Source organism: Streptomyces cylindrosporus (assembly GCF_022698165.1).
GTDB classification, from domain to species: domain Bacteria; phylum Actinomycetota; class Actinomycetes; order Streptomycetales; family Streptomycetaceae; genus Streptomyces; species Streptomyces cylindrosporus.
The window spans coordinates 521,368-534,862 of sequence record NZ_JALDAY010000008.1; the positions used below are offsets into that span (position 1 = coordinate 521,368).

Here is a 13,495-nt window from a genome sequence, read left to right on the forward strand (position 1 = left end):
CGTGCCAGACGAGGTCCAGTTGGAGCTGTTGAGTACTCGGCGAACGCCGACGGGTATGTCACGCGCCGCCCGGTCGTTGCGGATGTGTTCCACCTGCTCGCCGTGCACGCGGGGATGCGTTCGAGGCTGACTGGTCCTCCAACTGCTTCACCCATGTCGTGTTGGAGGCACGGATGCCGTGCAGCAGCATCACCACCCGTTTCCCTGACGTGCCGATCTCCGGGACGGCCGCGGGATCGGGGGCCTTGTCCGGACGCGCCGGCTCGGCGTGGGTGGCGTCGCGAATGAACTCCTGTCTGCCGGTGGGGAATTCCTCGATGTCCTTGCTGTCGTCGGCGGTCACGAGATCATCATTGGTGCCCAGGAACTGGGTGACGAGCGGCGGATGATCCTGCCTGTTGATCTCCCGGATCCAGGAGATCCGCAGCTTGGTGACGAAGTCGGAGCTGCACAGCAGGTCGTGCACCGGCAGCCACCACCTGCGGGCGAACGAGACCTCGATGCCGCGGTTGAGGCTGGCGAACAGCACGATACGGGACACCTTTTCCGCCCAGCGCTGAGCGTGGCGACCCCCGCGGTCGACGGCGAGTCCGAGCAGCCACCGCTCATGGATCGCCGCACATACCTCCACCGAGTGCCGCTCCGCGGAACCGGGCCGATCCCAGGGCGCGGTCCTGCCCGAGATGGACAGAATGACGACGATCAGACGCCGTGCGGGCTGTACGGCTTTGACCAGCGCGGATACTTGCTTCATGGGGAGGCCGTGTGGGTCGGATCGCACCGTCGCTCCGGCTTTCATGGGCCGCCGAAGGGGCCGCTGCCGGGCGGCAGGATGTCCTTGAGGGATTCGAGGGAAGGGCGGCGTCCGCGTTCTACGTGGACGAATGCCAGGGAGGCCGCGAGTTCGGTGTCTCCGGCGCAGATGGCCTCGTGCAGTTCGCGGTGTTCGGTGCACAGCACGCCGGGGTCGCGGTCGGAGGTGAGCCGGAACAGCCAGCGCACCCGGGCGCTGATCGGCGCCATCATCGAGATCAGCAGCCGGCTTCCGGACAGGTTCACGATCGCTTCGTGGAAGGCGGCGTTGGCGGTGGCGATCTCGGTCATCCGACCCTGGGCAGTGGCCAGTTCGGCGCGGGCGAAGGCGGGCGAGAGCAGCGCCGACGCATGGGCGTGGGCCTGTCGGCTGGCCAGGCGGGCGGCGAGGACTTCGAGGCTCGTGCGGATGCTGAACAGTTCGTCGATGTCGCGCAGGGTCAGCTGGGTGACCACGGACCCCCGGCGGGGCAGGGTCGTGATCAGCCCCTCTGCTTCGAGTTGGGGAAGGGCCTCGCGGACCGGGATCCTGGAGACCTGCAGGCGCTCGGACAGTTCGCGTTCCAGCAGCCGTGTACCAGGCGGCAGTTCGCCTTCGATGATGCCGTCCCGCAGGTACTCGTACACCTTGGTGACCAGTGAACGGCCGTCCGGTCCGTCGGAGTCGATTGACGTCATGGCATACAAGATAGCGCCGACCTGTCTTGAGTGACGTCTCCCGGCGGGGTGGCGAGCGCTCGGGGAAAGTTGCGAATCGTGGCGTCTGATCTGGTCATTTACCGTGACGAAATCTTTCGGCGTTCTCCCTTACGTCGAGTTAACACGCGAACCCTGTAGCCCTGGATCCGGCCTTTGGTATACCAGAAGCGTCGGTGGTCGACGGCGACACACCCACACCGGCACAGAGCGCGAAGACGCACGCCCGCCCCCACCGTGCTGTTCCCGCGCCTGTCACCTCTCACGTCTCACGGTCTGCGACCGACACCCCCCGCTGCTCGCTGAAGGACCTCAACCGCGACAACGACTCCTGGCAGGTTCCGTATGAGTGCGTCCCCCGTATCCGCGTCCGCCCCGTCCCCGACACGTCCCGCCACCAACACCCTCGCCCGGGCCCTGGACGAGGCCGGCTTCACCCGGGCCCAGTTCTGGGCCCTGGTGATCATCCTGGCCGGCATGTTCTTCGACACCCTGGAGCAGAACTCCGTGGGGGCGATGGGCAGCCTCATCAAGTCGTCCCTGCACATCGGCGACAACGAACTGACCGCGATCAACACCGCCACCGTCATCGGCGGGCTCATCGGCCGCTTCGCCAGCGGCTGGATCGCCGACCGCTACGGCCGCCGCGCGTCCCTGAGCGTCAACCTCCTCGTCTACACCCTGGGCGGGCTGCTCAGCGCCGTCGCCTTCGACTACGGCACCCTGCTGGCCAGTCGGCTGATCGTCGGCATCGGCCTGGGCGGCGAGTTCACGATCGGCATCGCGATGCTGTGCGAGATGGTCGCGACCCGCCACCGCGGAACGCTCGTCGCCACTCTCAACATCGGCTCGGGCGGGGTCGGCAACTTCCTCTCCTACGGCCTGTTCCTCCTGCTCCTCGGCCCCGTCGCCCCCGCGCTCGGCGGCGACGACCTGGTCTGGCGCTGGACGTTCGTCCTGCTCGCCCTGCCGGCCCTGGTCGTCGTGGCCTACCGCCGACGTCTGCCGGAGACACCGCGCTTCCTGCTGTCCCAGGGCCGCGTCGACGACGCCAACCATTCCCTGGCGCGACTGAGCGGGGACTCGCTCGACCCGCGGCGCGTCGGATCCGTTCCGCCCGTTCTGAGCGCGGCGGACATCCCTGCCCGCAGGCTCAAGACGTCACCGGCCGCCGTCTTCCACCGCTCGGTGCTGTCCCGGACGATCACCATCGGCGCCGCCTCCTGGATGGCGTTCGGGGCGCAGGTCACCCTCAACTTCCTGATGCCGACCCTGCTGACCGAGCGCGGCTACTCCCTGTCCGACAGCCTCCTCTACACGATGATCATGAACGTCGGCTCGCTGCTCGGGGCCTGCGCCTCGGCGCTGCTGGCCGGGCGTTGCGGCCGGCGGTGGGTGGTCGGCGCGGCCGGCAGCCTCGGCTGTCTCACTGCCGTCGCGTTCGCGCTTCTCGCCCAGGAGACCGCGGCCATCCTCGTCATCGGCGCGCTCTTCCAGTTCTTCACGATGATCACGAACACCACGCTGGCCGTGTGGTCGCCGGAGCTGTATCCGACCGCGATCCGGGCCAGCGGAACCTCCATCGTCAACGGCATCGGCAACATCGCCGGAGCGGTCATGCCGTTCGCCGCCATCGCCCTGTTCGACCGGTTCGACCTCGCCGGGGTCTTCGGGATGGTCGCGGTGATGTACGCCGCGCTCGTCATCGCCTCCCGGTTCGCCCCCGAGACCCGGGGCCGCACGTTGGAGGAGGTCAACGAGACCTCCGCACCGGCCACACCCGCCGACGCCTGACGTCCGACCCGCGGCACCCGCACCGCCGTACCCGATCACCCGCACAGCAACGCAAACCGGAGAGGCCACCATGCAGTCCCTCAACGTCTCCGCCACCGCCAACGGCCTGAACTACCTGCCCGAATACCTCGCCGACCGGGAAGGCATCTTCCGTGACGCCGGTCTCGATGTCTCCGCCGTCGCCCGCGATCCGTGGACCGGTGTCCTCGACGACCTCGGCTCCGGGCGGGCCGACCTCGCCCTGGGCGGCCTGTGGGTGCCGGCCATGTACGCCGGCAGCGACCGCAAGCTGAGCGTCGTATGCCAGCTCAACCACCAGTTCCCGATGGCGATCGCCCTCCGTAGCACCGTCGCCGCCGTCGGCTTCACCCTCGCCGACCTGCGCGGCAGGACCGTCCTGGCGCCCGGAGCCGGCGGCAGCGCCCCCTACGAGTTCACCGCCGGACTGCTGCGCGAGGCGGGCGTCGACCCCGCTGACATCCGCTTCGTGCGCGATCTGTCCACCGCGATGCTCGTGGAACTGTTCACCGCGGGCCTCGGCGACGCCATCATCGCCGACCTGGTCACCGCCACCGAACTCGAAGCCGCCGGAGCCGCCACGATCGTCTTCCGCCACCTCGATGACGGCGGCATCATGCCCAACAGCGTCTACTACTGCCGCACCGACCGCGTCGAGGAACTGCGCGAGCGCGTCACCGCCTTCGTGGCCTCGATCGATGCCGCGATGCGACTAGTGCCCACCGCCGACCCGCACAGCGTCGACGCCGTCCTCAAGCACCGGTGGCCGGACAAGGATCAGGGCATCCTGCGCTTGGTATACCAGCAGCTGGCCGACAGCGCCGTGTGGCAGACCGTCGCCGTCGACGAGAGCGCCAGCGACCGTTGGATGCGCATCCTGGAGGACGGCGGCCTGGTCAACACCGCGCCCACCTACGCCCAGCTCGCCGACGACACCTTCATGGCGGACTACCGATGACGGTGTTCCTCGACAGCACGGACCTCGACGGTCTTGTCGGCCGCGCCGAACTCATCGACGCCGTACGGGCCGCCTTCCTCGACCTCGCCCGCGGACTGGCCGAACAGCCCGCCCCCCAGTCGCTCCCCGGAGCGGGCGACACCCAGTTCCTGCCGATGACCGCCACCTCCCACCGGCTGGGCCTCTCGGTGGTCAAGGTCATGTCGGACGCCCCCGCCAACCGGGCCGCCGGACAGCCCGCCCAACGCTCCACCGTCCTGGTCCTGGACGCCCGTACCGGCGAACGCCTCGCCATCCTCGACGGCGAGATCGGCACCCGAATGCGCACCGCCGCGGCCAGCGCGGTGGCCACCGACGCCCTCGCCCGGTCCGACGCACGCGTGCTGGGCCTGGTCGGTGCGGGCCGACTCGCCGTCGAACACGTCCACGCCCTGCGGGAAGTCCGCGGCATCGACACCGTGCACGTCTGGTCCCGCACCGCCGCCACCGTGCGCGCCTTCCGCCACGCCGTGGACGGGCTCCTCGACGTGATCGAAGCACCCGGCCCCCGACAGGTGACCGAGGCGGCCGACATCCTCTGCACTCTCACCCCCGCCCGGCACCCCGTCGTGTCCGGACAGTGGTTCCGGCCCGGCCTGCACGTCAACGCCGTCGGGGCCCCGCCGCGCCCCGACCACCGGGAGATCGACGCAACCGGCATGGCCCGCGCCACCGTCGTCGTCGACAGCACCGCCACCCAGCTCGCCAAGTCCGGCGAGGCCCTGCTGTCCATCGAGGAGGGCGCCACGCTCCCGCAGACCTTCGGCCGCGAACTCGGCGCCGTACTCGCCGGAACGACACCGGGCCGCCAACTCCCCTCCGACATCACCCTGTTCAACTCCGTCGGCATCGCCCTGGAAGACCTCGCCTACGCGGCCGTGGCCATCGCCCGCACCCGGATCCCCGACCGCTTCAGCACCGAGCGGCGGCTCCCCGCGGAGGTGGCACCGTGACCACGATCGCCGTCGTCAACTGCAACACCAGCACCACGATGACCGAGACCATCGCCGCCGGAGCCCGCGCCGCCGTCCGGCCCGGCACACGCATCCTGCCGCTCACACCCCACTGGGGCGTCCCTTCCGCGGAGGGCTGGTACGACAGCTTCCTCAGCGCCGCCTCGGTCCTGGACCTCCTCCAGCACCTGGACCAACCGGTGGACGGCGTCGTCATGGCCGGATTCGGCGAACACGGACGCGAAGGAGCCCGCGAACTCCTGAACGTCCCCGTCATCGACATCACCGAAGCCGCCGCACTGTTCGCACTCCTCCTGGGACGCCGCTTCGCCGTCGTCACGACACTGGCCCGCACCCAGGGCCAGATCGAGGACAGCCTGCGCACCGCCGGCCTCCTCCAACGATGCGCCGGCATCTACGCCACCGGCCTTGGCGTCCTCGACCTCGAACACGACCCCATCACCACCGAGCAGGCGTTCATCGACTCCGCCCGCCAGGCCATCGCCGCCGGCGCGGAAGTCGTCTGCCTCGGCTGCGCCGGCATGTCAGGACTCGACACCCGCATGTCACAGCGCCTGGGCATCCCGGTCGTCGACGGCGTCAGCAGCGCGGTCTCACTCGCCGAATCCCTCATCCAACGCCACCTCACCACCAGCAAGATCGGAACGTACGCCGCTCCCCTCCCCAAACCCCGCCGCGCCCCGGCGACCCACATCACCGAACACCACAGGTGAACCCCTCGCGGGCCCAATCGATCGGGAGCGCAACGCCCACCACCCGTGACCACCTGATGAGAAATCGGCCACGCTCTGTCCCCTCCGAGGGGACGGACAAGCTGAGGGCTCACAGACGTGACCGATGCGGCTCGCACAAGGAAACAGCAGGTCGGCGACGTCCCTCGGAGGCCGAAACATGAGCCCGGCGCGGCCACCGACAGAAAAGCCCCAGGCCGCTGACCTGGGGCTTCAATAAGAGCGGGTGACGAGAATCGAACTCGCGCTCTCAGCTTGGGAAGCGACGACGCTTTCGAAGTCGGAGCGCCTCTGACCTGGCCGTATGCACTCTGGCGCAATGGTCGGGAGTGCGAGGTCGCACCGTTGTCGACCGTGGTTGACCGCTCTTAAGGGCACGCTATGGGCACAGGACTGCGGAACGACAGTCGGAGGGCCGCCTCGACGGGCTCTCGGCCCGACTCGGCTCGATCACTCGGCCGACCCGGGCGGCGCTTCGCCCGTGCACACTCCTCCGCCGAGGCCGCTCCCTCGCCGACCTCCTCTGCCAGGGAGGCGCGAGGAGCCCCTCCTCGCGGGTCAAGGGGCGTCCAGCCTGGGAAGCGGGTGCTGAGCCGAACGGTCGCTGTCGCAGGGGCACAGTTCCTTACTGGCAGGCCGTGGAGGGCCTGCCAGAACGGGCGGAGCCCGGTCGCGTGCCCCTGGTTCAGATGATGGTCCCGGCCTTGACGACGTGGCGCAGGTTCTGTTCGGGGCGGGTGAGGATGCTGATGTCGTCCAGGGGGTTGCCGTCGACGACGAGCAGGTCGGCGTGGGCGCCCACGGTGAGTGTGCCGATCTCGCCCTCCATGCGCAGCAGCCGGGCGGCGGTGGTGGTCGCGGAGCGGAGGATGTCGGCCGGGGGCTGGACCTCGGCGCGCAGGGTGAACTCCTTGAGCTGGGCGGGGTGCAGCGGGCCGAGCAGGTCGCTGCCGTAGACGAGGTTGACACCTGCCTTGTGGGCGCGTTCGAGGGCGCTCAGGCCGGCCTCGTGGACGTCGGCGACCTTTCGGTAGGACTGTTCGGCCATGCCGGCCTGCCTGCCCAGCCGCGCCATCTGGTCGTAGGCGACCAGCGTCGGAACCAGGAAAGCGTCGTGTTCGAGCAGCAGGCTGATGGTCTCGTCGTCGAGGAGGTTGCCGTGTTCGACGCAGCGGACGCCTGCCCGCAGGGCGCGGTTGACGCCGCGGGGGTGGTAGCCGTGCACAGTGACGTAGCGGTTGTGGTTCTCGGCCTCGGTGACGGCGGCACGGATCTCCTCGTCGGTGTACTGGACGGCCGAGACCTCGTCGTGGGGTGAGGCGACGCCCCCGCTGATCAGCATCTTCAGGTGGGCGGCGCCCTTGCGAAACTCGTCGCGGGCGGCGGCGCGCACCGCCTCCACGCCGTCGGCGACGCGGGCGAAGGCGGGGCGGGACTGGCAACAGGGCAGGGTGTCGTCACTGAGCGGGCGGACGTCTCCGTGGCCGCCGGTCTGGGACAGGGCCTTGCCGCCGAACACCAGCCGCGGTCCGACGGCGAGGCCCTCGTCGATCGCCCGGGCCATGCCGTGGTCGGCGCCGCCGACGTCGCGCACGGTCGTGAACCCGCGCCGCAGCATGCGCTCCGCTTCCCGCAACGCGCGGACGGTGGCGTATCCGGCCGTCCAGTTGGCCGCCTCCCTCGCGTCGAAGGTGGTCAGCAGGATGTGGACATGGGCGTCGACGAGGCCGGGCAGAACGGTGGCGCCTGCGGCGTCCAGGACCCGTACGTCCTCGGGGACGGCGGGCGGGCGTCCGGTGCCGTGGCCGGCGATGCGGCCGTCGGCGACCTCCAGCCATGAGGCGTCGGTCAGTTCGCCGCTCTCGGGGTGCAGCAGACGGGCGTTGGTGATCAGCAGGCGGGCGGCGGCGTGGGCGGTCATGCGGGGGTCCCTTCCAGTTGTTCCGGGCTGCTGCCGGAGGCTTTCTCGCCGAGGGCGGTGACCAGCACGAGAAGGACATTGGTGGAGCCGACGCCGTCGTACAGGCAACCGATGGGGATGGGGGCGGACATGACCCCCGGACGGCCGATCGCGGCGGCCGAGCGGGTCCAGCGGCGGTCGGCGACGCCGTACAGGTGTGCAACGTTAAGTGCATATGAAGTATTCGTGCAATAGTTGGTGCATGACGTTCACCGCACTGTCCCTCCGCCCCGCGCCCGGGCGCCGGGACGAACTGATCGCGTACTACCGCTCGGCCGGCATCCTCGAAGCGTCCGGCGCAATCGCCTCGCAGGTCCTGGTCCCCGAGGACGACCCGGACACCGTCGTCGTCACCGCCCTGTGGGCCGACGACGACGCCCGTGCCGCCTGGCAGAATTCGCCCCGGCGCCTGGAATTCGCCCGCGGCATGGCACCCTTCTTCGACTCGGCCGACGCCGCGAGCACCCGCGTATTCCGCGTCGCCCACCATCACGTCACGCGGTGAACCCGCCCGGCCTGCAAGGAGAACCGGCGCAGTGACCATCGAGGCATGGCTCACCGACCGAACCGCTGGGACGCTCGGCCCGCAGGCCGGGCGCGTCATCCATGTCCTGGCCCGTGCACCCCAGTTCGCCAGCTACTCCTCGGCCCGCGAGGTCGCCGAACGCGCCGGGGTCAACGTCTCCACCGTGGTCCGCACCGCCCAGCAACTCGGCTTCGACGGCTGGCCCCAGCTGCGCGAAGAGCTGCGGGCCCGCTTCCTCACCTCGGTCTCCTCGGGAGACCTCACCCCCGGCCCGGCAGCCGACCCCGCGGCGCAGACCCTGCGCCAGGACGCCCACAACATCAACGCGCTCGCCGCCCCCGAGACGCTGGACGCCATCCGCGCCACCGCGCGGGCCGTCAAGGCCGCCCGGCGCACCCTCGTCATCAGCTCCGGCAGCGGCGCGGGCCCCGCTCACATCCTCAGCTACCTGGGGACCATTGCCGGCCACGACATCCAGCTCGCCCTCGGCTCCCCCACCACCCAGGCCGTCCAGGTGGCCCGCCTGGAAGAGGGCGACTGCCTCATCGCCGTCAACGTCTGGCGCCTGACCCGGACCCTGCGCGCCCTCACCCGCCTCGCCCACCAGCGCGGCGCCACCGTCATCGTCCTCACCGACCTGCGCTCCTCGCCTCTCGCCGAGGACGCCGACCATCTGATCGTCACTCCCGTCGAAGGCATCCACGGAGGCCCGTCCCTGACCGCCATGGTGGCCACCGTCCAAGCCGTCCTCAGCGAACTGAGCGATGATGACGCCATCCGCTCATCAGGCCACATCCAGCAGATGTGGGAGGAACTCGACCTGATGGACGACCAGCCCTGAACGGCCGGTCCGCCGTGCCCGCCCCACCGATCACGGCGGCGGCAGCGCGAAGGGCACGCGGCCCGCGGACCGGCCCTGAAGGTCGAGCAGCCGGTCCATGCGCTTGGCGGAGTTGAGTACGACGGTCCGGTCCCGCACCTCCAGCTCCGGGAAGCGGTCGGCGAGCAGCGCCTCGAACGGGTCGACGGCGGCGAGTCCGTGGAGCCACACCATGACGAGCAGGTTGTGCGGGCCGCTCACGGAGACACACGTGCGCACCTGCTTCACACGGGCCAGGGCGTTGCCGGTCGCCTCGCGCCGGGAGTGGGGGACCGAGGCGCGGTAGATCATCGCGGTCGGCAGACCGGCGAGGGGGCGGGCCAGGTCGCAGCGGAGGGTGATCTCGCCCTCGCGCAGCATGCGCTGGAGCCGTCGGCGGGCGGTGTGCTCGCTCATGCCCGTCACGGCGGCCAGTTCGGTGTAGCCGAGTCTGCCGTCGTCGCCCAGCGCGGACAGCAGGGCCTGGTCCTCGGGTGCCGGGCGGTCGTGCATGTCGGTGGTGAATACGGCCCGGGTCGGCGCCCGCGGTTCGGACAGGGTGGCGCGGTCGGCGGGTTCCAGCGCCCGGATCCGCCAGTCGCTGCCCTCCCCGTACTGGGTGATGGCCAGCCGGGTGCGGAGACCGCGGACCCCGTTCAGCCCGCCGATCGTCTCGTGCACCGAACGGCCGAGCGCGGGCAGATCGGCGGCCACCACCCCGAGGAACAGATCGAAGTCGCCGGCGGTCTCGTCGACGTTGAACACCCAGGGCAGCCGGGCGGCGGCGGCGCTGACGGACGCCAGGGATCCCGGTCGGCACCGCACCTCCACATAGGCGACCGTGGCGGTCTTCGCGGCGTCGTGAGCAGTGATCCAGGCCAGTCCGGATTCACGCAGGCGCTCCCAGCGCCGGGCCGCGGTGGTCGCGTCCACGCCCAGCGCGCGGCCGATCCGTGACCAGGGCGCACGGGGTGAGGTCTGGAGCGCGTCCAGGAGAGCCAGATCCAGCTCGGAGAAGCCGTGATGGGCGTCCTGGGTGTCGGAATCCGGCACCGACGGCTTCGTCGTGAGGCTTTCCTGTGATTTCCCGGGTCTCTCGCTCACAAGCAGGAGCGTAGTGGCAATGCCGACGACCGGGGTCTGTCGTCCACCTGGTCCGCAAGGGGACTTCCGTACCGGCCCCGGGCCTTCCTGTACGGCCGGCTCCCGCCGCCTCCGGTCCCGCTCCCTGGGACATACCGCACCATCGAGCAACGAAAGACCCGACCGTGACTTCCTCCCCTGCGAACCCCGCCCAGGACCCGCCTTCCGCCCCCGCACCACGGGGCTTCACCGCCGAACTCCGCGATGCCCTCAGCCTGCGCGGCATCCTGCTGATCGTCGGTGTCTTCGCCCTCCAGCTGGGCTTCGTCCTGTCCTACATCGGCGCCTTCCACGCGCCCAAGCCCCACCACATTCCCGTCGCGGTCGTCGCTCCCGCAGAGGTGTCGGGCGAGGTCGTCAAACAGCTCAACGCCCTGGAGAACGACCCCCTCGACGCCCGCGCCGCAGCCACCGAGAAGCAGGCCCGCGCCCTCATCCTCGACCGCACCGTCGACGCGGCGATCCTCATCGACCCGAAGGGCACCACCGACACCCTGCTGGTGGCCTCGGCAGGCGGTCCCGCCGTCTCCTCCACGGGCCAGCAGATCGCCCAGACCATCGAGACGGACCGCCACCGCCAGGTGACGATCACCGACATCCGCCCGCCCGCCGACAGCGACGGACGCGGCATGTCCTCCTTCTACCTCGTCATGGGCTGGATGGTCGGTGGCTACATGGCCGCCACGATCCTCGGCATGGCCGGCGGTGCCCGCCCGGCCAACCTCCACCGGACCGTCATCCGACTGGGTTCCCTCGCCCTCTACGCGATCGCCTCGGGTCTGGGCGGGGCGATCATCGCCGATCCCCTCCTGGGCGCTCTGCAGGGGCACTTCGCCCAGTTGTGGGCGCTGGGCGCGCTGATCGTCTTCGCCTCGGCCGCCACCACCGTCGCCTTCCAGGTGCTGTGGGGCGTCATCGGCGTCGGGGTGACCGTCCTCCTCTTCGTCGTGCTGGGCAACCCCAGTGCCGGGGGCGCCTATCCCTCCGTCCTGCTGCCGCCGTTCTGGGCGGCGATCGGCCAGTGGCTCCCGCCGGGCGCCGGCACCACCGCCGTACGCAACACGGTCTACTTCTCCGCCAACGCCATCGCCCAGCCCCTGTGGGTGCTCGCCGGCTACGCGGTTCTGGGCACCGCGGTGGCTGTTGCCGCATCCGCCCTGCACCTGCGTCGCCGTCAGCGACTCGAGGACGCATGACCGGCCTCCGGCCCGGCAGTCAGGCGGATGGGTAGGACGCGAGCCGTGCTGCGCCGCCGCCCACTCGGACCGTACGGCGAGCACCCCGGCGCGCACGTCGGCCGACCGGGGCGTCGGTGGCCGGCACCTCGTACCTCATCGCCGTACCGGCAACTGTCCTCAGCATCACACTCACCCCCCGCGCGGTCCCCTTCGAGAACGTCCGTTATCCGACTCCACAACACCCCGGGGCAGCTACTTCGAGGCCGTCGACGACCGCCGCTACAAGCCGACGCCCCATGCGAGCGGGGCATGGGCGGCGGACGAGCAGCACTTCAGCCCGCTGGCCGGGCTCGTGGTTCATGCCTCGACCGGTACCGGGCAGCGGGCCCGGACAACGGTCTCCCGCTGTCCCGGATCGGCTGATCGGCTACGACATCCTGGGCCGCCTCGCCCTCGACGAGTGCGAGATCGAGGTGGAGGCCATCCGTCCGGGCGGACCACCGAGTTGCTCGAAGCGGTCGCCCGGATCTCCGGTCTTCCTGTGCTGTGGGCCCGTGCCTGCCCCATGGCCGGCGACCGACATCTGGCCCGGCGGCTACATCAACTCCGTCGAGCTCCGCCCGGTCGCACCGCCCCGTCCCTCGCCCTCGTCGACACCGCCAACGGCATCGCCGTCCGCCAGCCACCCACGGCGTGGCTGTTCCCGACGTCGACCTGACCAGCCACCTCTACCGACAGCCGCGCGGCACCTGGACGGGGCGCCGACGGCCCGGTCGGCCATGCCTCACAGATCCATCCTCTGCCGGGGCCGCACGAGCGGATGGCGCGGGAACAAAGCGATGTCGTCGAGTACGGAGGCGCAAGCGATGTCGCAGACTCGGCCGAGGGTCGTACTTCGGTCGGCCCCCCGCCGTGTGCGTGAGCAGGTGGTGGCGGTTACTGGGTTCCGGACCGGCTGATTGCCTTGGCACACAGGGCGTTCAAGGGGCTGGTCAGCGGTCGGCGGCGTCCCCTCGGAACGCTCCGGCCACGACGGGGACCAGTTGCCGTTCGATCTGTTCGGCAGGCATGGCGGCCAGCTCGGCACCGATGGGCGCCAGCGCGAGCCAGTTCAGCAGACCGGCTGCACATCGCGTACGGAAGATCAGTTCCTGTTCGCCGACTTCGGGAAGGTTCGCCGTCAGTACCCGGAGGGCCTCCCGGCGGTTCTGGTCGAACTTGCCGTTCAGCCGCTCCCAGCCCTGGGGTGGGTCGATGCCGACGCGCGCCACAGTCCGCATCATGGCCAGGTCCTGGCCACCGGCCGCCAGTGCGCGGATCATCGGCCGGGCGAAGGCTGTCGCCACCTCCTGGAGTGTCGGGGTGGAGCCGAGCGAGCCGAGTGCCAGGATCTGCGCGTCCAGATACCGTTCCAAGGCGTGCTCTATCGCCGAGTCGCACAATGCCTTCAGCGACCCGAAGTGGTAGCTCACCGCGGCGACGTTGGCTCCGGCCCGATCTGTGATCTCGCGGACCGTGACGCCCTCCTGGCCTCGTTGCGCGAGCAGCTCCAGGGCGGCCGCCTCCAGGCTGTCCCGCGTGCGCTGACCGGCCTCCCGGCGCAGGTCCGTCTTCTCCGCCCGAATCATGGCATGTATTAAAGCATATGATTGAATTCACTGTCAATGACTGCCACTACCCGGGCCGTCGCCCCGTATCACGTGGCGGGTGTCTCCTGACTGACGGCCAAGGAATTTAAACAGCTGCTTGACAGTCTGCATCGGCGTTCATAAAGTCAAGCGAGCGTTTGATTTACTAAGGGCGTTC

The 13,495-nt window shown here is 70.2% G+C and carries 13 protein-coding genes and 1 pseudogene; 8 read left to right on the top strand and 6 right to left on the bottom strand.

Annotated elements, in window-relative coordinates; genetic code table 11:
* Positions 1-58: 58 nt before the first annotated feature.
* Together MQP27_RS28040 and MQP27_RS28045 are read right to left on the bottom strand one after the other, a co-directional pair.
* Positions 59-799, bottom strand: a complete 741-nt coding sequence (locus tag MQP27_RS28040; protein WP_242768684.1) for an alpha/beta fold hydrolase — start codon at positions 797-799, stop codon at positions 59-61.
* The gene (locus tag MQP27_RS28045) at positions 796-1,491 is read right to left on the bottom strand and encodes a GntR family transcriptional regulator (RefSeq protein ID WP_242768685.1); all 696 of its coding nucleotides are present in this window, start codon (positions 1,489-1,491) and stop codon (positions 796-798) included. Before MQP27_RS28045 ends, MQP27_RS28040 begins: the two co-directional genes overlap by 4 nt.
* A 363-nt stretch (positions 1,492-1,854) precedes the next feature.
* Between MQP27_RS28045 and MQP27_RS28050 the strand changes: the two genes are divergently transcribed.
* The 4 genes from MQP27_RS28050 to MQP27_RS28065 all read left to right on the top strand — a co-directional run bounded on the left by MQP27_RS28050 (position 1,855) and on the right by MQP27_RS28065 (position 6,005).
* Positions 1,855-3,303 (top strand): MFS transporter, encoded by a 1,449-nt coding sequence (locus MQP27_RS28050; protein WP_242768686.1) that lies wholly within the window; start codon positions 1,855-1,857, stop codon positions 3,301-3,303.
* Positions 3,304-3,373: 70 nt separating this feature from the next.
* A complete protein-coding gene (locus MQP27_RS28055; RefSeq protein WP_242768687.1) occupies positions 3,374-4,279 on the top strand; it encodes an ABC transporter substrate-binding protein in 906 nt (301 codons plus the stop codon).
* Complete coding sequence (locus tag MQP27_RS28060; RefSeq protein ID WP_242768688.1) at positions 4,276-5,271, top strand: ornithine cyclodeaminase family protein; 996 nt, start codon at positions 4,276-4,278, stop codon at positions 5,269-5,271. Before MQP27_RS28055 ends, MQP27_RS28060 begins: the two co-directional genes overlap by 4 nt.
* The gene (locus tag MQP27_RS28065) at positions 5,268-6,005 is read left to right on the top strand and encodes an aspartate/glutamate racemase family protein (RefSeq protein ID WP_308290002.1); all 738 of its coding nucleotides are present in this window, start codon (positions 5,268-5,270) and stop codon (positions 6,003-6,005) included. The genes MQP27_RS28060 and MQP27_RS28065 overlap by 4 nt, the downstream gene beginning before the upstream one ends.
* 703 nt (positions 6,006-6,708) lie before the next feature.
* On the opposite strand, the gene MQP27_RS28070 is transcribed toward MQP27_RS28065, so the two are convergent.
* Together MQP27_RS28070 and MQP27_RS51060 are read right to left on the bottom strand one after the other, a co-directional pair.
* Positions 6,709-7,944, bottom strand: coding sequence for a metal-dependent hydrolase family protein (locus MQP27_RS28070; RefSeq protein ID WP_242768689.1), 1,236 nt, complete (start codon positions 7,942-7,944; stop codon positions 6,709-6,711).
* Positions 7,941-8,075, bottom strand: a complete 135-nt coding sequence (locus MQP27_RS51060; protein WP_278196581.1) for a hypothetical protein — start codon at positions 8,073-8,075, stop codon at positions 7,941-7,943. The genes MQP27_RS28070 and MQP27_RS51060 overlap by 4 nt, the downstream gene beginning before the upstream one ends.
* 110 nt (positions 8,076-8,185) lie before the next feature.
* On the opposite strand from MQP27_RS51060, the gene MQP27_RS28075 reads away from it, so the two are divergent.
* Together MQP27_RS28075 and MQP27_RS51440 are read left to right on the top strand one after the other, a co-directional pair.
* A complete protein-coding gene (locus tag MQP27_RS28075; protein ID WP_242768690.1) occupies positions 8,186-8,488 on the top strand; it encodes a putative quinol monooxygenase in 303 nt (100 codons plus the stop codon).
* Between the two features lie 31 nt (positions 8,489-8,519).
* A complete protein-coding gene (locus MQP27_RS51440) occupies positions 8,520-9,350 on the top strand; it encodes a MurR/RpiR family transcriptional regulator (RefSeq protein WP_242768691.1) in 831 nt (276 codons plus the stop codon).
* 30 nt (positions 9,351-9,380) lie between these two features.
* On the opposite strand, the gene MQP27_RS28085 is transcribed toward MQP27_RS51440, so the two are convergent.
* Complete coding sequence (locus MQP27_RS28085) at positions 9,381-10,421, bottom strand: Lrp/AsnC family transcriptional regulator (RefSeq protein ID WP_242768692.1); 1,041 nt, start codon at positions 10,419-10,421, stop codon at positions 9,381-9,383.
* 215 nt (positions 10,422-10,636) lie between these two features.
* Here MQP27_RS28085 and MQP27_RS28090 point away from each other — a divergent pair, with 215 nt between their 5' ends.
* Together MQP27_RS28090 and MQP27_RS28095 are read left to right on the top strand one after the other, a co-directional pair.
* On the top strand, positions 10,637-11,707 hold the full coding sequence (locus tag MQP27_RS28090) for a YhgE/Pip domain-containing protein (protein WP_242768693.1): 1,071 nt from the start codon (positions 10,637-10,639) through the stop codon (positions 11,705-11,707).
* Positions 11,708-11,912: 205 nt separating this feature from the next.
* Positions 11,913-12,611: pseudogene (locus MQP27_RS28095) on the top strand (hypothetical protein); the annotation flags it as partial.
* Between the two features lie 70 nt (positions 12,612-12,681).
* Here the strand turns inward: MQP27_RS28095 and MQP27_RS28100 are convergent.
* Positions 12,682-13,317, bottom strand: coding sequence for a TetR/AcrR family transcriptional regulator (locus tag MQP27_RS28100; protein ID WP_242768694.1), 636 nt, complete (start codon positions 13,315-13,317; stop codon positions 12,682-12,684).
* Positions 13,318-13,495 lie beyond the last annotated feature (178 nt).

What these genes read in the sequence shown, in the direction of transcription:
- MQP27_RS28040 (WP_242768684.1), bottom strand. Translation starts at nt 799, where the DNA reads ATGAAAGCCGGAGCGACGGTGCGATCCGACCCACACGGCCTCCCCATG.
- MQP27_RS28045 (WP_242768685.1), bottom strand. Translation starts at nt 1,491, where the DNA reads ATGACGTCAATCGACTCCGACGGACCGGACGGCCGTTCACTGGTCACC.
- MQP27_RS28050 (WP_242768686.1), top strand. Translation starts at nt 1,855, where the DNA reads ATGAGTGCGTCCCCCGTATCCGCGTCCGCCCCGTCCCCGACACGTCCC.
- MQP27_RS28055 (WP_242768687.1), top strand. Translation starts at nt 3,374, where the DNA reads ATGCAGTCCCTCAACGTCTCCGCCACCGCCAACGGCCTGAACTACCTG.
- MQP27_RS28060 (WP_242768688.1), top strand. Translation starts at nt 4,276, where the DNA reads ATGACGGTGTTCCTCGACAGCACGGACCTCGACGGTCTTGTCGGCCGC.
- MQP27_RS28070 (WP_242768689.1), bottom strand. Translation starts at nt 7,944, where the DNA reads ATGACCGCCCACGCCGCCGCCCGCCTGCTGATCACCAACGCCCGTCTG.
- MQP27_RS51060 (WP_278196581.1), bottom strand. Translation starts at nt 8,075, where the DNA reads ATGTCCGCCCCCATCCCCATCGGTTGCCTGTACGACGGCGTCGGCTCC.
- MQP27_RS28075 (WP_242768690.1), top strand. Translation starts at nt 8,186, where the DNA reads ATGACGTTCACCGCACTGTCCCTCCGCCCCGCGCCCGGGCGCCGGGAC.
- MQP27_RS28100 (WP_242768694.1), bottom strand. Translation starts at nt 13,317, where the DNA reads ATGATTCGGGCGGAGAAGACGGACCTGCGCCGGGAGGCCGGTCAGCGC.